The 22598-nt window shown below is 64.3% G+C and carries 22 protein-coding genes; 14 read left to right on the top strand and 8 right to left on the bottom strand.

The genetic code is table 11. The features are described from left to right. The 4 genes from QCE88_RS04160 to QCE88_RS04145 all read right to left on the bottom strand — a co-directional run bounded on the left by QCE88_RS04160 (window position 1) and on the right by QCE88_RS04145 (window position 4283). Window positions 1–864, bottom strand: a complete 864-nt coding sequence (locus tag QCE88_RS04160) for a carbohydrate ABC transporter permease (RefSeq protein ID WP_309899433.1) — start codon at window positions 862–864, stop codon at window positions 1–3. Beyond that, entirely contained in the window at window positions 861–1799 is a 939-nt protein-coding gene (locus tag QCE88_RS04155) for a sugar ABC transporter permease (RefSeq protein WP_309899431.1), read from the bottom strand. The genes QCE88_RS04160 and QCE88_RS04155 overlap by 4 nt, the downstream gene beginning before the upstream one ends. A gap of 96 nt (window positions 1800–1895) precedes the next feature. Further along, window positions 1896–3260 (bottom strand): sugar ABC transporter substrate-binding protein, encoded by a 1365-nt coding sequence (locus tag QCE88_RS04150; RefSeq protein WP_309899429.1) that lies wholly within the window; start codon window positions 3258–3260, stop codon window positions 1896–1898. Between the two features lie 249 nt (window positions 3261–3509). After that, entirely contained in the window at window positions 3510–4283 is a 774-nt protein-coding gene (locus QCE88_RS04145; RefSeq protein ID WP_309899427.1) for an L-iditol 2-dehydrogenase, read from the bottom strand. Window positions 4284–4742: 459 nt separating this feature from the next. Between QCE88_RS04145 and QCE88_RS04140 the strand changes: the two genes are divergently transcribed. The 13 genes from QCE88_RS04140 to QCE88_RS04080 all read left to right on the top strand — a co-directional run bounded on the left by QCE88_RS04140 (window position 4743) and on the right by QCE88_RS04080 (window position 15803). Continuing rightward, window positions 4743–5246 carry a DUF1566 domain-containing protein gene (locus QCE88_RS04140; RefSeq protein WP_309899425.1) on the top strand — a complete coding sequence of 168 codons (504 nt, stop codon included), beginning with the start codon at window positions 4743–4745 and terminating at the stop codon, window positions 5244–5246. 269 nt (window positions 5247–5515) lie between these two features. Next, window positions 5516–6997 (top strand): asparagine synthetase B family protein, encoded by a 1482-nt coding sequence (locus QCE88_RS04135; protein ID WP_309899423.1) that lies wholly within the window; start codon window positions 5516–5518, stop codon window positions 6995–6997. A gap of 80 nt (window positions 6998–7077) precedes the next feature. Beyond that, on the top strand, window positions 7078–7854 hold the full coding sequence (locus QCE88_RS04130) for an enoyl-CoA hydratase/isomerase family protein (RefSeq protein ID WP_309899421.1): 777 nt from the start codon (window positions 7078–7080) through the stop codon (window positions 7852–7854). 8 nt (window positions 7855–7862) lie between these two features. Next, the gene (gene argJ, locus QCE88_RS04125; RefSeq protein WP_309899419.1) at window positions 7863–9056 is read left to right on the top strand and encodes a bifunctional glutamate N-acetyltransferase/amino-acid acetyltransferase ArgJ; all 1194 of its coding nucleotides are present in this window, start codon (window positions 7863–7865) and stop codon (window positions 9054–9056) included. 88 nt (window positions 9057–9144) lie between these two features. Further along, a complete protein-coding gene (locus QCE88_RS04120) occupies window positions 9145–10011 on the top strand; it encodes a TauD/TfdA family dioxygenase (RefSeq protein WP_309899417.1) in 867 nt (288 codons plus the stop codon). A gap of 81 nt (window positions 10012–10092) precedes the next feature. Then, window positions 10093–10824 carry an enoyl-CoA hydratase/isomerase family protein gene (locus tag QCE88_RS04115; protein WP_309899415.1) on the top strand — a complete coding sequence of 244 codons (732 nt, stop codon included), beginning with the start codon at window positions 10093–10095 and terminating at the stop codon, window positions 10822–10824. Continuing rightward, window positions 10815–11276: a hypothetical protein gene (locus QCE88_RS04110; RefSeq protein WP_309899413.1), complete on the top strand. Its 462-nt coding sequence runs from the start codon at window positions 10815–10817 to the stop codon at window positions 11274–11276. The genes QCE88_RS04115 and QCE88_RS04110 overlap by 10 nt, the downstream gene beginning before the upstream one ends. Before the next feature lie 57 nt (window positions 11277–11333). Further along, window positions 11334–12143 carry a hypothetical protein gene (locus QCE88_RS04105; protein WP_309899411.1) on the top strand — a complete coding sequence of 270 codons (810 nt, stop codon included), beginning with the start codon at window positions 11334–11336 and terminating at the stop codon, window positions 12141–12143. Between the two features lie 21 nt (window positions 12144–12164). After that, window positions 12165–12563, top strand: coding sequence for a hypothetical protein (locus tag QCE88_RS04100; protein WP_309899409.1), 399 nt, complete (start codon window positions 12165–12167; stop codon window positions 12561–12563). Window positions 12564–12712: 149 nt separating this feature from the next. After that, window positions 12713–13189, top strand: coding sequence for a Fur family transcriptional regulator (locus QCE88_RS04095; protein WP_309830739.1), 477 nt, complete (start codon window positions 12713–12715; stop codon window positions 13187–13189). Window positions 13190–13229: 40 nt separating this feature from the next. After that, complete coding sequence (locus QCE88_RS04090) at window positions 13230–14111, top strand: metal ABC transporter solute-binding protein (RefSeq protein ID WP_309899407.1); 882 nt, start codon at window positions 13230–13232, stop codon at window positions 14109–14111. Further along, window positions 14108–15022, top strand: coding sequence for an ATP-binding cassette domain-containing protein (locus QCE88_RS04085; protein WP_309899405.1), 915 nt, complete (start codon window positions 14108–14110; stop codon window positions 15020–15022). Before QCE88_RS04090 ends, QCE88_RS04085 begins: the two co-directional genes overlap by 4 nt. Beyond that, complete coding sequence (locus QCE88_RS04080) at window positions 15015–15803, top strand: metal ABC transporter permease (protein ID WP_309899403.1); 789 nt, start codon at window positions 15015–15017, stop codon at window positions 15801–15803. Before QCE88_RS04085 ends, QCE88_RS04080 begins: the two co-directional genes overlap by 8 nt. Before the next feature lie 28 nt (window positions 15804–15831). On the opposite strand, the gene fghA is transcribed toward QCE88_RS04080, so the two are convergent. The 3 genes from fghA to QCE88_RS04065 are packed head-to-tail and all read right to left on the bottom strand — an operon-like array spanning window position 15832 to window position 19051. Further along, complete coding sequence (gene fghA, locus QCE88_RS04075; RefSeq protein ID WP_309899401.1) at window positions 15832–16680, bottom strand: S-formylglutathione hydrolase; 849 nt, start codon at window positions 16678–16680, stop codon at window positions 15832–15834. A 14-nt stretch (window positions 16681–16694) separates the two neighbouring features. Next, window positions 16695–17801, bottom strand: coding sequence for an S-(hydroxymethyl)glutathione dehydrogenase/class III alcohol dehydrogenase (locus tag QCE88_RS04070; protein WP_309899399.1), 1107 nt, complete (start codon window positions 17799–17801; stop codon window positions 16695–16697). A 35-nt stretch (window positions 17802–17836) separates the two neighbouring features. After that, window positions 17837–19051: an AGE family epimerase/isomerase gene (locus tag QCE88_RS04065; RefSeq protein ID WP_309899397.1), complete on the bottom strand. Its 1215-nt coding sequence runs from the start codon at window positions 19049–19051 to the stop codon at window positions 17837–17839. 571 nt (window positions 19052–19622) lie between these two features. Between QCE88_RS04065 and QCE88_RS04060 the strand changes: the two genes are divergently transcribed. Further along, window positions 19623–21014 carry a nucleobase:cation symporter-2 family protein gene (locus QCE88_RS04060; RefSeq protein ID WP_309899396.1) on the top strand — a complete coding sequence of 464 codons (1392 nt, stop codon included), beginning with the start codon at window positions 19623–19625 and terminating at the stop codon, window positions 21012–21014. A 131-nt stretch (window positions 21015–21145) separates the two neighbouring features. Here QCE88_RS04060 and QCE88_RS04055 read toward each other — a convergent pair whose 3' ends face one another. After that, window positions 21146–22597: an efflux transporter outer membrane subunit gene (locus QCE88_RS04055; protein ID WP_309899394.1), complete on the bottom strand. Its 1452-nt coding sequence runs from the start codon at window positions 22595–22597 to the stop codon at window positions 21146–21148. Window position 22598: the final 1 nt, after the last annotated feature.

The raw sequence follows: 22598 nt of genomic DNA, 5'->3' as shown, positions 1-22598 counted from the left end.
TCACTTCACCGCGCCAAACGTGAGACCGCGGACCAGTTGCTTCTGCGAGAGCCAGCCGACGATCAGGATCGGCGCGACCGCCAGCAGCGAGGCCGCCGAGAGCTTGGCCCAGAACAGCCCTTCCGGACTCGAATACGACGCGATGAACACCGTGAGCGGCGCCGCGTTCGAGCTCGAGAGGTTGATGCTCCAGAACGCCTCGTTCCACGACAGGATGATGAGCAGCAGGCCCGTCGAGGCAAGACCGGGCAGCGACATCGGCATCAGCAGGTAGACGATTTCCTGCCAGGTCGTCGCGCCGTCGATACGGCCGGCTTCGAGAATGTCCTTCGGCACTTCGTTGAAGTACGTGTAGGCCATCCAGACGGCGATCGGCAGGTTGATCAGCGTGTAGACGATGATCAGGCCGGACACCGTGTCGAGCAGGCCCGTGTTCTTCCACAGCAGATAGATGGGCACGAGCACGCCGACCGACGGCATCATCTTCGTCGACAGCATCCACAGCAGCACTTTCTGGGTCTTCCGGGTCGGGAAGAAGGCCATCGCGTAGGCGCAGGGCACGGCGAGCAGCAGGCAGATCACCGTGACGCCGACCGAGATCAGGATCGAGTTCCACGCAAAGCCGAAGTAATTGCTGCGCGCGAACACTTCCCTGAAACTGTCGAGCGTCGGTGTGAAGAACAGCGACGACGAATACGCCTGTTGCTCGGTCTTGAACGCCGTGATCGTCATCCAGAAGATCGGGAAGAACAGCAGGATCGACGCGATCCACGCCACGATGCCGGGCACGATGTTCTTCACATGCTCCAGCGCGGACGTGCGTGGCGCGCCACTCACGGCTTGGGTGCGGACTTGTGTGCTCATGACTCGTACTCCCCCTTGAGGTTCTTCGCGAGCATTCTCACGAGGAAGAACGCAACGATATTGGCGAGGATGACCGCGAGAATGCCGCCCGCCGATGCCAGGCCGACGTCGAACTGTTGCAGGCCGAGTGCGTAGATCAGGTAGGACAGGTTGGTCGTCGCGGTGCCGGGGCCGCCGCCCGTGGTCGTGTAGATTTCCGCGAAGATCGACAGCAGGAAAATGGTTTCCATCATCACGACGACGGCAATCGCCCGTTTCAGGTGCGGCAGCGTGATGAAGAAGAACATCGCGAACGGACCCGCACCGTCGATGCGCGCCGCTTCCTTCTGCTCCTGGTCGAGCGACTGGATCGCCGTGAAGAGGATCAGGAACGCGAACGGCAGCCATTGCCACGAGACGATCACGATCACGGCGAAGAGCGGATATTCGGCGAACCAGTCGATGGGCTGCATGCCCATCGAGCGCATCAGTCCTGCGATCAGGCCGTACACCGGATGCAGGATCATGTTCTTCCAGATCAGCGCGGAGACGGTCGGCATCACGAAGAACGGCGCGATCACCAGCAGCCGCGCAATGCCCTGCCCCCAGAATTTGCGGTCGAACAGCACCGCCAGCAGCACGCCGCCGACCACGGTGATGGCGAGCGTCGCGATGATCAGCGTGAGCGTATGGCCGATGGACGGGCCGAACGCCGGATCGGTGACCAGGAACTCGAAATTGTCGAGACCGGCGAAGCCCTTGACGTCGGGATTCAGCAGGTTGTAGCGCGAGAACGAAAACCAGATCGTCATCGCGAGCGGGATCGCCATCCACAGGAACAGCAGTCCGGTGGACGGCGAGATCAGCCAGCGCACCGACTTCGCGCGCCGCTTGTCGCGCTCGGCGGCGGACTCCTCCAGATGATGATCGGTGATGGGGGGATTCAGTTGACTCATCGTGTCACCTCTCGATGATGATGCTGGCGGACCGCCCCGTGGCGGGGCGGTCCGTGTACCGCGATGGATGAAGCGTGTTACCGCATGCCGCTCGTCTTACTTCTGATAGCCGGCCTGCTTCACCGCGCGATCGGCGGCGGCGTTGCCGGCCTTCAGCGCGGCATCGACGCTCGTCTGGCCCGCGACCACGCCCGCAATCGACTGGCCGACCACCGTGCCGAACGACTGGAACTCCGGAATGCCGACGAACTGGATGCCGGTGTACGGCACCTTGTGCAGCGTCGCGTCATTCGGATCGGCGGTTTCGATCGCCTTCAGCACGAAGTCGCCGAACGGCGCGGCCTGCTTGTACTCCGGCCGTGCGTAGGTGGACTTGCGCGTGCCCGGCGGCACCGAGGCCCAGCCTTCATCCTTGCCGACCATCTCGATGTATTCCTTCGACGTGGCCCACGCGGCGAACTTCTTCGCGGCGTCCTGCTGCTTCGAGGTCTTCGGGATCGCGAGCGACCACGACCACAGCCAGTGCGAACCCTTCGGCGTGACGGCGACCGGCGCCGCTGCGAAGCCGATCTTGTCCGACACCTGCGACTGCGCCTTGTTGTAGAGCATGCCGGCGGCGACGGTGGCGTCGATCCACATCGCGCACTTGCCCGACGACATCAGCGTGAGGTTCTCGTTGAAGCCGTTCGAGCTGGCTCCCGGAGGGCCGTCGGTCTTCAGCAGGTCCGCGTAGAAGCCGACCGCCTTCTTCCATTCCGGCGTGTCGAGCTGCGCCTGCCACTTCTCGTTGAACCACTCGCCGCCGTAGGTGTTCACCACCGTCGACACGAAGGCCATGTTCTCGCCCCAGCCCGCCTTGCCGCGCAGGCAGATGCCGTACTGGCCCTTCGACTTGTCGGTGAGCTTGTCGGCGAACTGCTTGATCTGGTCGTAGGTTGGCTGGTCCGGCATCTTGAGGCCGGCGGCCTGGAACAGGTCCTTGCGGTAGTACGTCATCGAGCTTTCGACGTAGAACGGCAGCGCGAACAGCGTGCCGTTGTAGGAGAGGCCGTCGCGGGCCGTCTTCACGACGTCGTCGAGGTCGTAGTTGGCGGGCAGGTTCGTCATCGGCGAGAGCCAGCCGCGCTTGCCCCATTGCGGTGCCTCGTAAGTGCCGATGGTCACCACGTCGAACTGGCCGCTGTTGGTCGTGATGTCGGTCGTGGCGCGCTGGCGCAGCACGTTTTCCTCGAGGATCACCCAGTTGAGCTTGATGTCGGGATTGGCTTTCTCGAACGCCGGCGAAAGCTTCTTCAGCTCGATGATGTCCGGATTGTTGAGCGTCGCGATCGTGATGGTCGCGGCATGGGCCGACAGCGGCACGAGCGCGGCTGCGGCCAGCGCCGCCGACAGCGCCCCGCTCGCGAACGGTGCGCGACGGGCGCGCGGTTGGGCTCGAACGATGCGTTGGGTGCGTTTCATGAGGTTCGTCTCCTTTTTGTTGGCACGGACGCCGTGGAGGGTCTCGCTGCAATGACCGCGGGCGCCGTGGTTGCCGCTGACTGCTTGTGAAGGTGCGCGACCGGAATCGCGCGTTTGTCGTTGCGTATGCCGTTGCGTGCTCTATCAAGTGTGCTGTTGCGTGTGCCGCACTTCGTGTCCGCTGTGACGCCGTTTCACTATAGACGGTGCTTCCTGTGCTTCAAGCCGCATGCAGCGCGCCGCGCCGCGTCAACTCATCCAGTTGCCGCCATCGACGTTGAGGGTCTGCGCCGTGATGTAATCCGCATCCGCCGAGGCCAGGAACAGCGCCGCGCCCGTCAGGTCGGCGGGCAGGCCCATGCGCCCGAGCGGCACTTCTTCGCCGACGAGCCGCTTCTTCTCGCCGATCGGCCGGTTTTCGTAGCGCGCGAAGAGCGCGTCGACGTCCCTCCACATCGGGGTATCGACGACGCCCGGCGCGATGCCGTTCACATTGATGCGCTCTTTCGCGAGCGCGAGCGCCGCCGATTGCGTGTAGCTGATCACGGCCGCCTTGGTCGCGCAGTAATGCGATACGAGCGCCTCGCCGCGCCGCCCGGCCTGCGACGACATGTTGATGATCTTGCCGCCCCGGCCCTGTTCGACCATGCGCTGGGCGACGGCCTGCATCAGGAAGAACATGCCCTTGACGTTGACCGCGAACAGGCGGTCGTAGATGTCCCAGGATTCATCGAGCAGCGGACGCATGTCGAACAGCGCCGCGTTATTGAAGAGAATGTCGATGCCGCCGAAGCGCTCCACCGTGCGTTCGACGATCTGCGCGATGTCCTCGCGGCGCGTGACGTCCGCCTTGAGCGCGAGCACGCGCGTGGCATCTTCCGTGAAGCGCCGGGCGAGTTCACTCTCGTCCCGCACGTCGACGACGACGACCTGCGCGCCTTCTTCCAGATAGCGCCGCGCGACCGCTTCGCCGATGCCACCGCCGGCGCCTGTGATGATCGCGACCTTGTCTCTCAGTCTCACCGATGTCTCCGATTCTTTTGTCTCACCCTCGCAGGTGAGCGAACGCTCCGCGAGTGAGCAATTGCTCTTTGTTTGATCGAATGATCGGCGCTGCGCGGGATCGTGTCAAGGCATCGGCACAGGTTTCGATGCTGCGTCGCGCAATCGACCTTCTTGCTTGGGGAAATCCCCATCTGACCACGCGCGAATCGAGCAAATCACGTTCCTGTCCGGACCTTCTGCCGGTGGCATGCCAGCCGGTTTTATTCCAGCCGCAAGCCTTGTTGATTTGTGACGCTTGATCGCTTTCAGAATCACCTCTGCGTGGCTTAGGCTGGCTTGCTTGAGCCAACCTTTGAATCCAGCCAAGCCAATCAGCTTCCTTTTAGCAGTCTGTTACCAAGTCAAAGCAAGCAATCGAGTGGGTCAGTTAATCAATAGCCGTATTTCTAATCAAAGACAATGAGATTATCCAAAAGCATGAAACGAAGCATCGGATATGCGCTCGCTACGCTGTCACTGGCGCTTCATTCAAGTTTGACTCCCGCCTTCTGCATTCAGCCAACCGACAATTCATGGGCGATCAGCGCAGGTGAAGCGACGGATCCCGCAAAACGTCTGGTCTGGAAGCGTTGCGCCGTGGGGATGGAATGGAATCAGCGCAGCGGACGCTGCACGGGAAATCCGTTGGGCCTGAGTCATGACGACGCGAAAAAGGCCGCGAAACGAACCGGACCCGGCTGGCGCCTGCCGACGGCCGAGGAACTAGGCAGCCTGAGACGCAGAACCTGCAGCGGCCCGAAGATCGACGCCCGGGTGTTCCCCGCCGTCGCCGCATCGGATTTCGGCGAGGGCGCGAATTTCTGGACCGCCACCGCCGCCGAGATCCCGGGCACGCTCTACTACGTCAATTTCACGGATGGCAGCTATGACTTTCACAGCGCCGGATTCTCTTTATCGATTTTCCTGGTCAAGAATTTATAACTGACAAATTGCAATCGTCCGCATCGTCGACTGCATACAAGCAATTAGATCTAAAAATAGCTCCAACAAAGCAGGCTAATTTCCATTCACCACATGAGGTTCTTTGTCGAAAAACAAAACTTTACGAATACACAACGAGAAACAAGGTTTGGCTCGTGATCTAATTTTTATGGACGCAGTGCTCAACCCTGATTCCCGGCGCCGCACTTTTCCAGCGATGTTCAAGCAGTTCCGGCGGACATCACGAACCCCTTTTTTAGCGACCGTTCATGACTTTCTCATTCATCGCGGTACCTCACTCAGGGCGCAAGCCTTCACCTTCGCTGGCGAATCTGCAAAGCGAAGGCGAATGCTTCGAGATTGCAGGCTGGCAACTCTGGCTGAAGACATGGCGCGCAGCGTCCTTTGCGGCGCTCTCGCATGTCGAACGCCATCAGACTCATGTACTGATCGGCACCGTCACGAACATCGACGAACTGCGCGCACTCGCCGCCCTGACCGCGGCCGAGGCACTGACCGCGAATGAAGCCGAGGTCCTGCACATCCTGCACAAGGTGTATGGAGACGCCATCTTCGCCATGGTCGAAGGGCCGTTCAACTTCCTGACCTTCGGCTCGCGCGGCACGCTGGCGGTGAAAACAGACGCCCATGGCTTGCAACCGGTGCATGCCGTGAGCGGGCGCAGCGCGTTCTGGCTGACCTCGGAACTCAAGAACGTCGCCCGTTGCGCACGCGACGAACTGGATTTCCTTCCCGAGGACGACGTGCTCGCTCATGACAACCGGGCCGACACCTTCCTGCCGTTGCGCAACGGCGCACGCCTGCGTCCGGGTTCGGCGTATGCGTTCGGGTCCGACGGCCGCGAGCATCCCACCATCCATTCCATCAGCTATCTGGGCCATCGGCTGGCCGCGCCGCAGCGCCTGCGCCGCGAGCACGCGCGCGACATGACCTATGCCTTGCTGTCCGACTCCATCCGGTCGCTGTCGCGCGGTCCCGGCCCGCTGTCCATTCCGTTGTCCGGCGGGCTCGATTCGAGCATGGTCACGGCCATCGCGGCGCGCCACCGGGACGACGTCAGAACCCTGGCGATCGGCAGCGGAACGAGCAACGAATTTCCCTTCGCCCGCACCGTCTCGCGTCACGTCCGGACCACGCACAGCGAACAAACCTTCACGGACGAAGAGATCCTGCGCGGCGCGCACGAGGCCATCTACTACAACGAGATCTTCGACGGCCTGTCCGCCGAAATCCAGGCCAGCCTGTTGTGCCTCTATCGATCGCTCGAGGGCATCGGCGGACGCGTCATCACTGGCTATGGTTCCGACCTTTTGTTCGGCGGCGTCCTGAAGCCCGGCAGCGCGCCGGCCGACGCGAACCCCGAGCTCTGGCGGCAGATCTATCGCACGCGCTGGACCGGCGAGTTCTCGCCGTTCGGGGCGAATCGCTACGGGCTGGACCTGCATCACCCGTTCTGGACGCCGCGGCTCGTCGCGTTCGCCCTGAACCTCGCGCCGGACATGAAAGTCGCGGCCGACGAAGTCAAGGTGATGTTGCGCGAGTGCGCCGCCGAACACGCGCTGCTGCCGGACGAGATCGTGTGGCGCAAGAAGATCGGCATTCACGAGGGCTCGTCGGTCAATCACATCTATGCGTCCCATATTGGCGTCGATACCGGCGACTACGTCGGCAAGACCCGCTACACCTATCGCCGTTATCGCGCCTTGCTCAGCGGAGAAGACGCGCTATGAGGCATGCGCCGTGACGTGAGTCACTTCAAGGAAGATCAGGGACGCTAAAGGACGCTCTAGGAAGCGAAGGAGGACCCAGCATGGCAGCAGTTTCCGAAGCAGACGAAGGCAGCATCCGCGTCATCACGTTGCGGCACGCCAATCGCAACAACCCGTTCAGCGCGGAACTCGAAGACAGCATCAAGGCCGCGCTTGCCCGCGCCGACCGCGACCCGAAGGTCGGCGCGGTGGTCGTGACCGGCGGCCAGGATCGCTCGTTCAGCGCCGGCGGCGACTTCAACGAAGTCCGCCTGTTGAAGGGCGGCACGGACGTCGACGACTGGATCGATCGCGTCACGGAGCTGTACCTGAGCGTGCTGAACGTCGAGAAACCCACGGTGGCGGCCATCGACGGCTACGCCATCGGCATGGGTTTTCAGTTCGCGCTGATGTTCGACTGGCGTCAGGCCGCGACCACGGCGGAGTTCCGCATGCCCGAACTGCGTCATGGCATCGGCTGCTCGATGGGCGTCGCAATCCTGCGGCATGCCATCGGCCATACGGCCATGCAGGACATCGTCTTTGCCTGCGAGCCGATCTCCGCCGAGCAGGCCGCGGACTACCGGATCGTCAATCGTCTCTCCCGGCCCGATGCGTTCCTGCAGGACGCCATCGCTCGCGCGGAGACACTCGCGAGCTACCCGCAGGTGCCCTATCGCGCGACCAAGGCCACCATCGTCGCCGGCATGCGCGACGTGCTGGTGCAATCGGCCGAAACGTCCCGGCGCGTGCATCGCGCCGCCTTCGCCGCGCGCAGTCCGCATGCGCACTTCGCCCGCGTACTGGGCGACGAACACGTCGAGGCCGCCAAGCCATGAGCCACGCGATGAAACACAGCGCCTTCCTGTCGCGCCCGCTGGATGCCCGCTCACCGGTTCCGCAAGGCTTCGCAACCTTCGTTGCAAGCGCCGGCATACGGAATCACACGCGCGACATCGCCGTGGTGCATGCCGAGGTGCCCTGCGCCGTGGCCGGCGTCTATACGCGCAGTCACTTTGCCGGCGCGGCCGTGCGGGCGTCCCGCACGCAACTGGCGAAAGGCAGCGCCCGCGCGTTGCTGGTCATTTCAAAGAACGCGAACGTAGCCACCGGCGTTCAGGGCGAGGCGGATCTCGATCTATTGCTGGAGACGCTGTCGCAGGAGCTTGCCATCGCGCCCGATGAGATCCAGACGGCGGCGACCGGCGTGATCGGCAAGCGGCTGCCCGTCGAGCGCATCGCCGCGTGTCTCGCAGAGACCCGGGAACGCCTGTCGCGACCGCCCGACTTCCTGTCCTTCGCCGAAGCGATCATGACCACGGACACCACGCGCAAGGCCGTCGCGATGCGTGTGGGCAAGAGCGTGTTGATTGGCGTCGCGAAGGGCGTCGGCATGATCGAGCCGGACATGGCCACGCTGCTCGTCTACTTCTTCACCGACGCACGCATCGCTCAGCCTGCTCTCCAGTCGATGCTCGCGCAGGTCGCGGACCGCACGTTCAACTGCATCACGATCGACTCCGACACCTCCACGAGCGATAGTTGCGTCGCCTTGTCGAGCGGGCTTGCGGGACCCGTCGAGACGAACGCATTCGCCGACGCGCTGCTGGACGTCGCCTCGCACCTGGCCATGCTCGTGCTGCGCGACGGCGAAGGCGTGACCAAGGTGTTCACGACGATCGTCGAGCATGCCGAGTCGGATGCCGTCGCGCGTGCCGTGGCGAAATCCATCGCCAATTCGCCGCTGGTCAAGACGGCCATCCACGGCGCGGATCCGAACTGGGGCCGCGTCGCCATGGCGATCGGCAAATGCGATCGCAAGTTCCGGATCGATCCGCAGCGCACCCGCATATCGATTTGCGGCACCTGTGTGTACCCCGCCGCCGACGAAGCCGCGCTCGCCGCGTTGCGCGGCACGATGGCGGCGGCGGAGCACATCGAACTCCGCGTCGATCTGGCGGCCGGACACGGCCGTGCCGAGGCATGGGGCTGCGACCTGTCGCCGGCCTATGTCGAATTGAACAGTCACTACACCACCTAGTGCCGGCTTCGTTGCCGCAACGGGCCAACCCGGCCCGCGCGTGCCCCGGGAAAAGATTCCGTTGTTCGTCATCAGCATGGAGCATTGAATGGATACACGTGTACGGCTTTACGAAAGGGAATCGGTGCTGGCGTCCGGTTTCGGAGCGATCCTCAACCGCGAGGCGTTCCTTGCGGCCGACCCGGAAGACATCAAGTCGATCCTGATGGAGAAGGGCTTCGTGCTCGTCCGCGATCTCGACTTCGAACGACAGGACTTCCTGAACCTGTATGCGCGTTACGGCAACATCGTCGCGTATGTGAACGAGCGGGAAAAGGTCGGCTATGGCTATCGGGACACGCTGGAACTCGACGGCGATCAGCGCAAGATCGTCACGGGTCGCGGTCAACTGCCGTTTCATGCGGACGGCGGCCTGCTGCTGAGTCAGGTGGACCTCGTGTTCCTGTACGGCGCCCGCATCGAGAACATCAGGTTTCGCGGCGCCACGCTCGTGACTGACCACGTCCTCGCGTGCGAGGAACTGCCGCTCCATCTGCGCAACGTGCTGGAGGAAGAAAGCTTCGAGGTGCGCGTGACGGAGCGCGGCTATTACGTGGATGTCTCGCCCGAAGGCTGGTTCAAGGTGCCGGTCTTCACGGATCTTGGCTGGGTCAGGAAGATGCTGCTCTACTTCCCGTTCGACGAAGGACAGCCCGCCAGTTGGGAGCCGCGCATCGTCGGCTTCACGCCTTACGAGACGAAGAAGTTCTTTACCGAGCTTTCGCAGTTCTTCAAGAACCCGCGCTACACCTATACGCACCACTGGCGCCGGGGCGACCTGCTGATTACCGACAATCGCCGCAGCATTCATGAGCGGGAGGAATTCAACGACCCCGCCATCGAACGCGTGCTCTGGCGCGGGCAAACGGCGGAGACGGGCGCATCCGGCCCGGTGCGCGATATCGGTCTGGGCTGACCCGTACGCTTCAGTGCGTCACGCTTGAGTGCGTGGCGCTTCCCGGCTCTCATGTTCAGAGGATGCATGGAAACAATCGGCATGACGCAGCGCCTGATTCCGCTGGATCACTCGCGTTCAGGCGTCGTGCAGTTGACGCTGCACGGCGCGACACCGGCCAATGTTCTCGATACGGCAGCGCGGCAGCGCATCGTCGCGACGCTGGAAGCAGCGGCCACGGACCCGGAAGTGACCGCGTTGATCCTCTCCGGTCCTGCGGATGGCGCATTTTGCGGCGGCGGCGATGGGCAGGAAGTGTCGAACCTGAACAGCGAGGCGGACGTCGATGCCTGGCTCGACAGCATCATGGCGCTATATCACGCCGTGCTGAAGTTTCCGAAGCCGGTGATCGCGGCCATCGACGGTCAGGTGAAAGGGCAAGGTCTGCAACTCGCGCTACTGTGCGATATCCGCATCGCGGCGTACGGCGCGCGCTTCTCCGAGCCCGAACTCGCGCAGGGCGTGAGCTGTGCCGTCGGCGCGGCGCTGTTGCGGCAGTTCGTGCCTCATGGCGTGGTGTCGGAAATGGTCTATGGCTGCAAGGAGTTCGGCGCCATCACCGCACTCGAACACAGTCTGATCAACTTTGCGGTGCGTGAGCACGAACTGATGCCCATGGCCCTGCATTGGGCCCGGCGGCTGGCGGATCACGCGCCGGCCGCGTTCGCGCATACCAAGGGCATCATCGCGCACAACCTGAGGCAGGCGCTGACCGCGTGCCTGCCCGCCGCCCGCGCGACTCATAGGCAACTGCTGGTGCGTCCATGCGCATGATGCGTCACGCGATCCCGTGCGGCCTGTGTCTCCTCGTGACATGGAACGCGAACGCGGCGCTTTCGCAGGCCGCGGCTCCCTGCGCATCGGAAGGCAAGTTCCTGCGCGCCGTCGCGACCTGGCCGGACATCAGGAGCGCAATCGACGCACGCCTTCCCTATGGGTCGGACGCGTCGCAGGCATCGCCCACGCCTTCGCCGTTCATCGAAAGCACCCGGGCGCTGCTGAACGAATCCGGCGAGGGCGACGTGCAGCAGGCCTTCCGTTCACTCTCGCAGCTTGCGCGGGACGGCGATCCGGAGGCGGCGTTGCTCGTCGGCTTCATGCATGCCCAAGGCATGGGCACGCCCATCGACTACTGCGCCGCCCAGGCGTGGTTCTGCCGTGCGGGCGACGGCGGTATCGAGGAAATCAAGCACGCGATGCGAAACCGCTGCCCTGAATCTCAATGACTCTTTTCCACATCCGCGCCGAGCGATGCCCGCTCGCCCTCCCTGCCTGACCAGAACATGAAATCGCTGCCATCAAGTTTCGGTGCCATCGCCCTCGGTGTCTTCCTGAGCCTCTCCGCGCCGCTGCATGCCACCGCGCCGGGCCGGTGGATCGAATCCTCCGATCCGCCCTACGTCGCGCGTGTCGCCGACGGCGCCCTGCTGTCGATCCAGCTTCAGCCCGTGCGTCTGAAACTCGACATGAACGCGCACAACTCGGTCAGATCCGAAACCGACGACTTCAAGCCCGCACGCTATTCATTCCCGCGCGCACACGTTCCGCAAGCCGTGCTGCATCGGCTGACGGACATCTATCGCTACGAGCGCCGCCGGGACGTCCCGATCGTCTCCTCCGGCGGCAACTGGGTCATTGCCGAATACTTCCCTGCTCATTCGCACATTCCCGTCGCACGATTCCAGTTGCTGGGCGGGCGCGTCCAGCGTCAGGAACGGCTTGACCGGAACGGCCGCACGACGCAGATCGTCGTCATCGGCTGGGCGCGTGTCGCCGCGCCCGCCGACGAAGAAGCAAGCGATCTCACCGCACTCGGCGAGCGTCCCGCGTGGATCCGGGTCTTTCGTGTGTCGCCGTCGGGATCGAGAACCCTGGTGGCGGTTGCCAGGCGCAAGCGCAGCTTCACCGCGCCGCCCCACCCCGACGACGTGCCCCATGCCGACGATCTGACGTTCGGCTCGGCGAAGGGCGCGCCCGAATGGCGCTCGATGGCCGAGTTCGCGGCCGCGCAAGACATCGACCTCGACGCCGCCGCGCTGTCCGGGAAGTCCGAAACGTCCGGTACAGCGCAGCGCGCAGGTTCGCGCGCCTGACTCATGCTTGAGGAGAACGCCGTGCGCGCACCCGGATCGATGCTTCGCTGGCTGGCGGCTGCGCTCGCTCTGCAATGCGCGGATGCCCGAAGCGCGGACAACGCCGCGCAGGCTCACTACTACATCGGACGCCAGGGCGACGCGTTCGAATACGCCCGGACGCCGGCCAGCGAAGGCGCGGCCGAGCGGCGCGTGCTCGTCTGGTATCTGGGGAACCGGACCGGCAAGACGCCGTCCGTTCGCTACCAGGATGGCACGAGCAACGGAACCCTGACCTGCTACGACGATTGCCAGTTCGTTCGCGGCGTGACGACTGTCGCGGGGAAAGTCGTGCACGTAGGGCGCATCCGCGTGACGAACGACCCGCTCATCTACGCCATCATGCACGACGCACTCGCCGGGTATCTGTCGAAACGCTGAGCACAAGAAGGCGGCGTGAAGAGTGTCCATCGGACCCCGCGTGCATCTTCTCGTGATACGTTATATCATCGCCGGATTGCACGGCGTGCGGCTGGTCCGCCCCCGCATTCACCCCTTGCCTGGCTCACGCTCCGCGTGGCCCGAATGTCATGACCGATTCCGTCGAAACCAAGCTCGCGCGTGCCGAGGTGCTGGCCACCGAGCGCGGCGTCGCGCTGACGCCGCTGCGCCGCCACGTGTACGAACTCGTCCTTCAGGCGCACAAGCCGATCGGCGCCTATGACCTCATCGACGCCATGCAGCCCCAGCGCGGCTCGCGCGTGCCGCCGACCACCGTGTACCGGGCGCTCGAATTCCTGGTCGACAACGGTTTCGTGCATCGCATCGAATCGAAGAATGCGTTCGTCGCGTGCTGCGACGCGGGCAAGCCGCACGAAAGCCAGTTTCTGATTTGCGACGAATGCGGCGCGACGCTCGAGATCCAGGGCCGCGAACTCGCGTCGTCGCTGTCGGCGAGTCCGCCTGCGCATGGCTTCAAGGTGCATCACCAGGTCGTCGAGCTGAGCGGCCTGTGCGCCGACTGCCAGAAGAAACATCGGGCGCAGCATCGCCCGCACGGCGCCTGAAGCGCCCGCCAGAAACGACACTTACCTTCCGAGGAAATCGATGAAATTCGCGCACGTCCTGACCTGCTTCGCGCTCGCGCTCGGCTTTTGCAACTCCGCTTCCGCGCAGGCCGCGCGCGTGCCGGTGGTCGCAGCCGAAAACTTCTACGGCGACGTGATTCGCCAGCTCGGCGGCGATCACGTGCAGGTGACGAGCATTCTCAGCAATCCGGACGAAGACCCGCATCTGTTCGAGGCCAGCCCGAAGACCGCGCGCGCGTTGCAGCACGCGTCGCTCGTCGTGTACAACGGCGCGGACTACGATCCGTGGATGGACAAGCTGCTCGCGGCGTCGAAGAGCAAGGACAAGCGCACGGTGATCGTCGCGGCGCAGTTGGTCGGCAAGAAGGCCGGCGACAATCCGCACCTCTGGTATGACCCGGCGACCATGCCCGTCGTGGCGCGCGCGGTGAGCGCCTATCTCGTGAGCGCCGACCCGTCGCACAAGAGCGACTACGACGCCCGCCTGGCCACCTTCCTCGATTCGCTGAAACCCATCGACGCCAGCGTCGCGCAACTGAAGACGCACTACAAGGGCGTGCCCGTGACGGCCACGGAACCGGTGTTCGGCTATATGGCCGATGCCATCGGCTTCGAGATGCGCAACCTGCGCTTCCAGATGGCGTCGATGAACGAAACCGAGCCGAGTCCCGCCGACATCGCCGCCTTCGAGAAGGACTTGCGCGAGCGCCGCGTGCACGTGCTGATCTACAACAGCCAGGCCACCGGCGCGCTGACGAAGCGCCTGCTCGGTGTCGCGAAAGACGCGCATGTGCCGAGCATCAGCGTGACGGAAACGCTGCCCGCGAAGAAGACCTATCAGCAATGGATGCAGTCGCAGCTGGATGCACTCTCGGCCGCGCTGCAAGGATGGCAACAATGAATGCGTCACGACCCGCGCTCGAAGTCGAACGCGTCACACTGGAACTCGGCGGTCGCGAGATCCTGAACGACGCGAGCTTCACGGTCCACAACGGCGAGTTCATCGGCGTGCTCGGACCGAACGGCGCGGGCAAGACCACGTTGATGCGCGCGCTGCTCGGCCTCGTGCCGCTGAAGAGCGGCGCGATCCGCGTCAACGGCGAGGCCGTGGTGCGCGGCAATGCGTCGATCGGCTATATGCCGCAGATCCGCAGCGGTCTCGCGAACCGCCGCGTGCTGGGCCGCGACTTTGTGGCGATGGCCGCGGACGGGCATCGCTGGGGACTGCCGCATCGCGATGCGCGCGTGCGTGCCGAGGTCGAACGCGTCCTCGAACTGGTGGGCGCGCGGCAGTTGGCGTCGCGGCCGCTGTCGGAACTGTCGGGCGGCGAGCGGCAGCGCCTGCTGCTCGCGCAGTGCCTGCTCGGCAATCCGCGTCTGCTGCTGCTCGACGAACCGCTCATCAGCCTCGACCCGCGGCATCAGACCGGCGTGGTGGAACTCGTGCGGCGCGTGCAGCGCGAACTGAACATCACCGTGCTGTTTTCAGCCCACGAACTCAATCCGCTGCTGAACTCGCTCGACCGCGTGCTCTATCTTGGCAGCGGCCGCGCGGCGCTCGGCACCGTCGACGAGGTCATCTCGAAGCCCGTACTGTCACGGCTGTACGGTTCGCCGATCGACGTGATGCGGGTGAATGGCCGCATCTTCGTGATGTCGGGCGATGTCGAGATCGACAAGCTCGATCACGCCCACGAGGAAGACGGCGAACACACGCATGACCATGACCACGGACATGACCATGGCCATGCGCACCATCATGAGCACGCCGGCGTTCAGGGCAAGAAAGGAAGCCACACGCACAATGTTTGAATACGACTTCATGGTGAATGCATTCGCGGCGTCGGGCATCGTCGCGGTGCTGGCGGGCATCGTCGGATATTTTCTGGTGATGCGCGGGCAGACCTTCGCAGGCCACGCGCTCTCGCACGTCGGCTTCACCGGCGCGACCGGCGCGGTGCTGATCGGCATGCCGCCGCTCTGGGGCATGGTCGGCTTCACGCTCGCGGCAGGCATCGGCATGGGCGCGCTCGGCGAAAAGCTCTCGGGCCGCGACGTGGCCATCGGCGTGATTCTCTCGCTGTCGCTGGGCTTCGGCCTGCTGTTCCTGCACTTCTTCACCGCCTATGCCACCCAGGCCACCGCGCTCCTGTTCGGCAATGTGCTCGGCGTCAGTCATGACACGCTGATCGTCCTGCTCGGTCTCGCGCTCGTGAGTCTCGCGGCGCTGGCGTTCATCATGCGACCGCTGATGTTCGCGTCGCTGCAACCGGAACTGGCCGAAGCCAAGGGCGTGTCGCTGCGGCTCGTGTCGGTGCTGTTCCTCGCCATCACCGCACTGGCGGTGGCGGCGTGTACGCAGATCGTTGGCGTGCTGCTGGTGTTCGCGCTGATGGTCGGGCCGGCCGCCGCCGCGCAGAACGTCACGACGCGGCTCTCATCGGGCTTGCTGCTCGCCGCCGCGTTCGCGCTCGGGCAGGCATGGCTCGGGCTGACGCTCGCCTACTACACCGACTGGCCGACGAGCTTCTGGATCACCATGCTCGCCGCCCTCGTCTATGGCGCAAGTTTGATTGGACGGCGCGGGGACTGAGAACCCGCGCCGGCACCGCCCCGTAGCTTTACTTGCACAACACCCGCGCATGATGCGCGACATGCTCGCCCACGAAGGTCGAGATGAAGAAGTACCCGTGATCGTAGCCCTCGTGCCGCCGGACCTCGACCGTGTGCCCAGCCTCACGCGCATTCCGCTCGAACACGTCGGGGTGAAGCTGTTCCGCGAGGAACTGATCCGCGAGCCCCTGATCGATCAGAATGCCGCCTTCGAAGCGCGCCGCCGCATCGCCCTTGATGAGCTCGCTCGCGTCGTACTGCTTCCACGCTTCGCGATCATCGCCGAGATAGCCGGAAAACGCCTTCACGCCCCACGGACACTGCGAAGGCGCTGCGATGGGCGCGAACGCCGACACTGACCTGTAAAGCCCGGGATTGCGCAACGCCAGCACGAGCGCGCCGTGCCCGCCCATCGAATGGCCGAAGATGCCGATACGGTCCTCGCGCACCGGCAATTCCGCGAGCACCGTCTCGCGCAATTCCTGCGTCACATACGAGTCCATCCGGTAATGCTTCGACCACGGCTCGCGCGTCGCATCGACATAAAAGCCCGCGCCCGCGCCAAAATCCCACGCGTCCTTCTCGCCGGGAATATCGGCGCCGCGCGGCGACGTATCCGGCGCGATCAGCGCAATGCCGTGTTCCGCCGCATACCGCTGCGCGCCCGCCTTGATCGGAAAGGTTTCTTCCGTGCACGTCAGGCCGGCGAGATAAAACAGCGCCGGCACCTTGCCCGACGCGGCCTCCTTCGGCAGAAAGACCGAGAAGCGCATCGGCAGGCCGATGGTTTTGGCTTCGTGCTTGTAGATACGCTGCACGCCGTCGAAACAGCGGTGCTCTTCCACGAGTTCCAGCATGAAGGCCTCCGGGTTCAGTAGACCACGACCGAGCGGATCGACTCGCCCTTCTTCATCAGGTCGAAGCCGTCGTTGATCTGTTCGAGCTTCAGATGATGGGTGATCAGGTCGTCGATATTGATCTTGCCTTCCATGTACCAGTCGACGATCTTCGGCACGTCGGTACGCCCGCGCGCGCCGCCGAACGCGGAGCCTTTCCACTCGCGACCCGTGACCAGCTGGAACGGCCGCGTGCTGATTTCCTGGCCCGCCGCCGCCACGCCGATGATGAACGACTGCCCCCAGCCCTTGTGCGTGCATTCGAGCGCCTGGCGCATCAGCGTCGTGTTGCCGACGCATTCGAACGAATAGTCCGCGCCGCCGTCGGTCAGCTGCACGATGTGATCGACGACGTTCTCCACTTCCTTCGGGTTGATGAAGTGCGTCATGCCGAACTTCTTCGCCAGCTCGATGCGGCCCGGATTGATATCGACGCCGATGATCTTGTCCGCGCCGACCATCTTCGCGCCCTGGATCACGTTCAGTCCGATGCCGCCCAGCCCGAACACCACGACGTTCGCGCCGGCCTCGACCTTCGCCGAGTACACGACCGCGCCGACGCCCGTGGTCACGCCGCAGCCGATGTAGCAGATCTTGTCGAAGGGCGCATCTTCACGCACCTTGGCCACCGCGATCTCCGGCACGACGATGTAGTTCGAGAACGTGGACGTGCCCATGTAGTGAAACAGCGGCTTGCCGCCAAGCGAGAAACGCGAGGTGGCATCGGGCATCAGCCCCTTGCCCTGCGTCGCGCGGATCTTCTGGCACAGATTCGTCTTGCGAGACAGGCAGAACTTGCACTCGCGGCATTCCGGCGTGTAGAGGGGAATGACGTGATCGCCCTTACGCAGCGTGCCGACGCCCGGCCCGACATCGACGACCACGCCCGCGCCCTCGTGCCCGAGGATCGCGGGGAAGATGCCTTCCGGGTCGGCGCCGGACAGCGTGTAGTAGTCGGTGTGGCAGATGCCGGTCGCCTTGACTTCGATCAGCACTTCACCGGCGCGCGGGCCGTCGAGATCGACCTCTTCGATCGTCAGCGGCTTGCCTGCTTCCCATGCGATTGCGGCTTTCGTCTTCATCGTTCAGATCCTCGGTTTTGAATGGCGGATTCGGTTCAGCGCACGACGTTCAAGACTTCGTAGCATGCGCCCATCGTGTGATAGTCGGTCTTGCCGGCGGGACTCTTTTCGTCGCTGTACGGGCGGTTGTCGCGCGTCAGGATGCGATACCACGCGCCCCACTTGTGATCGACGAAATGCTCCCAGGAATAGGCCCACAGGCGGTCGTAATCGTTCCAGTAGCGTGCGGCGAGCGTCGTGTCGCCCGCGTTGCGCGCATGCTCCGCGAGCAGCGCCGCCGCCGCGAGCGATTCCGCCTGCACCCAGAAATACTTGTCCTCGTCGTAGAACTGGCCTTCGGGATCGAAGCCATAGACCATGCCGCCGTGTTCGTGATCCCACGAGCGCTCCAGCGCCCGGTCGAACAGTTCGCGCGCACGCGTGGCGTGCCATGCTTCCGGACGATGCCGGTCGAGAATCAGCAGCAGCTTCGTCCATTCGGTCTGGTGTCCCGGCTGGAAGCCCCACGGCCGGAAGATGTTGCTGCGGTCGCCCTTGTTGTAGTCCCAGTCGACGGACCAGTCCGGCTTGTAGTGCTCCCACACGAGCCCGCCCGCGAGCGCCGCCTGGCGATTCACCATGTTGTCGGCGAGCAGCGCCGCGCGGTCGAGATAGCGCTCGGCGCCGGTTGCCTCGAACGCCGCGAGCAGCGCCTCGCAGGTGTGCATGTTGGCGTTCTGGCCGCGATAGTCCGACACCTGCCAGTCCGCGCTCGCCTCGTCCTTGTAGAGACCATGCGGCGCGTCCCAGAAGCGGGCTTCCATCAGGTCCCAGGTTTCGTCGAGATAGGCGCGCGCCTCGTCGATGCCGGCTTCGACCGCCTTCGCATAGGCGAGCATGACGAACGCCAGTCCGTAGCAATGATTGGTCGCATCCGTCACTTCACGGCCGTTCAGCGTCCACGCATAGCCGCCCGTTTGCGGATTGCGGTGAAACTTGCGCAGATAGTCGATCCCATGCACCACGCCGCCGCGATATTCGTCCATGCCCCAATGCTTGTAGGCCATCGCGTAGTTGAAGACGAAGCGCGTGCTCGACACCAGATGCCGCGAGCTGCGGTCGTAGATCGTGCCGTCGTTCTTGTAGTAGTGGAAGAAGCCGCCCGCCGGGTCCATGCAGTGCGGATGATAGAAGGTCATCGTGCGCAGCACATGGTCCAGCAGGAAGGCGCGCGAACGAAAGTCGGGATGGGACGGCGAAGGTGCGGGCATGACGGATTCCGGAGTGAGCTGGACGATAGCGGACATCATGCCGCGCTCATATGAAGCGGCGCTTCATGAGGCGCGGCGCGCGTTGCATCGGCTTCGAGGGTACGCAAGTTTAAGCGCTCTCGTGGCGGACCGTGAATCCGCCTGCGGATTGCGTGGTCGGATCTAGGACGCGCAGGAAGCGTTCGTCGAGCGACAAACCGGCGATGTAAAGGGCATCGATTCCAGAAAAAACCATGGGATGGCGGAGCGAAAAAAGGCCTTAGGGAAAACGCGCAAAACGGGGGTTTACCCCTGCGCCGCGCGACCCACGCCGAAAATCGACTATACGCGCGGGGTAATGCACATCATAACGAGCACCGCACGAAGTCCGCCTTGCACGACCCGACGAATTTCCCTTGCAATGCGTCAAACCCCTTGTGGCCGGGACCTGCGCACGTTTGCGCCCGCGCCGCCGCGCCTCATCCATATCGGTGGGCGAACGCGACGTATAGCGCCGCGTGGTCTTGTTCATGCATTTTGATGCACTTAACGTGGAGGCCATTCCAGTGAAAAGGCAATAAAGGAGAGAGACATGGCATCAAGTTCGGTGAACCCGTCCGTGCATCCGTGCGACGAGCGGCTCCCCGCCGGTCAGTTGCTGACCTTGGGCATCCAGCACGTGCTCGTCATGTACGCCGGCGCGGTCGCGGTGCCGCTGATCCTCGGCGCCGCAATGGGCTTGCCGAAGGACCAGGTCGCGTTCCTCATCAGCGCGGACCTGTTTTCCTGCGGCGCCGCGACGCTGATCCAGACGCTCGGCCTGTGGATCTTCGGCATCCGCCTGCCGGTCATCATGGGCTGCACCTTCGCGGCGGTCGGCCCGATGGTCGCCATCGGCACGAATCCTTCGCTCGGCATTCTCGATGTGTTCGGTTCCACTATCGCGGCCGGCGTGATCGGCATCCTGCTCGCGCCGATGATCGGCAAGCTGCTGCGCTTCTTCCCGCCGGTCGTGGTGGGCACGGTCATCGCGGTGATCGGGCTCTCGCTGATGGGCGTCGGCATCAACTGGGCGGCGGGCGGCGTCGGCAATCCCGACTATGGCAACCCGGTGTTCCTGCTGCTCTCGCTCGTCGTGCTCTCGCTGATCCTGCTGATCAACAAGTTCGCACGCGGCTTCATCGCCAATATCTCGGTGCTGCTCGGGATCGTCGCGGGCTTCGTCATCGCCGCGCTGCTCGGCCGCGTGAACATGGAGGGCGTGGCCCATGCGCCGTGGGTCGGCATCGTGCTGCCGTTCCACTTCGGCCTGCCGCATTTCGACCCGCTCTCCGTCGCGACGATGGTCATCGTCATGTTCGTCACGTTCATCGAATCGACCGGCATGTTCCTCGCGGTCGGCGATCTGGTCGAGCGTCCCGTCGACCAGAAGTCGCTGGTGCGCGGACTGCGCGTCGATGGACTCGGCACGCTGATCGGCGGCGTCTTCAACTCGTTCCCGCATACGTCGTTTTCGCAGAATGTCGGGCTGATCGGCGTGACCGGCGTGAAGAGCCGCTTTGTCTGCGCGACCGGCGGCGTCATTCTCGTCGTGCTCGGCCTGTTCCCGAAGATGGCTCAGGTCGTGGCTTCCGTGCCGCCGTTCGTGCTCGGCGGCGCGGGTATCGTGATGTTCGGCATGGTCGCGGCAAACGGCATCAAGACGCTGTCGCGCGTGGACTTCACGACCAATCATCACAACCTGTTCATCGTCGCGGTCAGCGTGGGCATGGGCATGGTGCCGGTGGTCGCGCCGAAGTTCTTCACCCAGTTGCCGCACGCGCTCGAACCGATCCTGCACAGCGGCATTTTGCTGGCCTCGGTGACGGCGGTGATTTTGAACATCGTGTTCAATGGCGTGCGCAAGGAGCGTCAGGCGCGGCGCGAGATCCGCGAAGCCGCGCACGATTTCGATGGCGCGGCCCACGCGGGCGACGCGCATTGATGATGGAGTAGTTCCCGGAAGTGCTTGCGTTGAGCGCCGCGACGAAAGTTGCGGCGTTTTTTTGTGCTCGCGTGACCCGCAGGCGTAGCGCGGTATGTAAGCGGCAGGCGCCTCACGACGCCTGCGCGAGATCACGAACTCGCGTCAACCGAACGCGGCGCGTCCCCTGTCTTCTCGATCCACCCGCCACCCAGCGCCTGATACAGGCTCACCAGATTGGCCAGCCGCTGCGTGCGCGCGGAAACGAGCGTCTGCTGCGCGGCATAGAGATCCTGCTGCGCCGTCAGCACGTTCAGATAGCCATCGACACCTTGCCGGTAACGCAGCGTAGAAAGATCCAGACGACGCTGCTGCGCAGCCGTGTCGCGCTCGAGCGCCGCGATCTGCTGGTCGAACGTGCCGCGCGCGGCGAGACCATCGGCGACATCACGGAACGCCGACTGAATGGTCTTCTCGTAGCGCGCCACCTCGATCCGCTTGCTGACGTTCGCCAGGTCCAGGTTCGCGACATTCTGGCCGCCCGAGAAGATCGGCAAGGTGATGGTCGGCGCAAAGCTCCACGCCGCCGAGCCCGGCTTGAACAGCCCGCCGAGCGACGGGCTCAGCGTACCGAAGCTGCCGGTCAGCGAAATGCTCGGAAAGAACGCCGCACGCGCCGCGCCGATGTTCGCATTGGCCGCGACCAGGTTCTGCTCCGCCTCCATGATGTCCGGACGGCGCAGCAGCAAGTCCGACGGCAGTCCCGCCGGCAGGTCAGTCAGCATCGGCTGGCGGGCGAGCGGCTGGCCTTCCGGAAGATCGTCCGGCACGGGCTCGCCGAGCAGCAGCGCAAGCGCGTTCACCGCCTGAGCCCGCGCGCGTTCCTGCGCCTGCAGATTGGCCGCCGCGGTTTCCAGCACGCTTTGCGACTGGCTCAGGTCCAGCTCCGACGCCGTGCCGTTGTCGAACTGCAGCTTGACGATGCCGAACGAATCGCCCGCGCTTTTCAGTGTCTGGCGCGTGACGGCGAGGAGATCGTCGGCTTGCAGCACTTGCAGGTATTGCGTGGCCACCTGCCCGACCAGCGAGATCTCGGCCGCCTTGCGTGCGTAGGCGGTCGCGAAGTAGGTGGCGAGCGCCTGGTCCTTCAGGCTCTGCACGCGGCCGAACAGGTCGAGTTCCCACGATGCGTTCAGGCCCACGGTATAACTGTTCTGGATCGTCTGGTTGGCGATCGCGAGATTGCGCGGCGTGCGCTGCTTCGTCTGGTCCGCCTGCGCGCTCACCGACGGCAGCAGCCCGGCGCGCGCGATGCGGTATTGCGCCTGCGCCGCCTGCACGTTCAGCACCGCGACGCGCAGGTCGCGGTTGTTGCGCAAGGCGATGTCGATGAGTTGCTGCAAGCGGGCATCGACGAAGAAATCGCGCCAGCCGACATCGGCGGCCGGGGTGGCGGACGCGTTTTGTGCAGCCTGCGCCGCATAGACGCCATCGGCGGGATAGCCCGCGGGCACCGGCGACGCCGGCTGCGCGTACTTGGGCGCCAGCGTGCAGCCGCTGGCAAGCCACGCAATGGCGGCTGCAATCAAGGTCAGTCTCAGCATG

Origin of the sequence: Caballeronia sp. LZ035, assembly GCF_031451175.1 — a bacterium.
Classification (GTDB): Bacteria; Pseudomonadota; Gammaproteobacteria; order Burkholderiales; family Burkholderiaceae; genus Caballeronia.
This window is presented reverse-complemented; position numbering and strand designations above follow the sequence as displayed.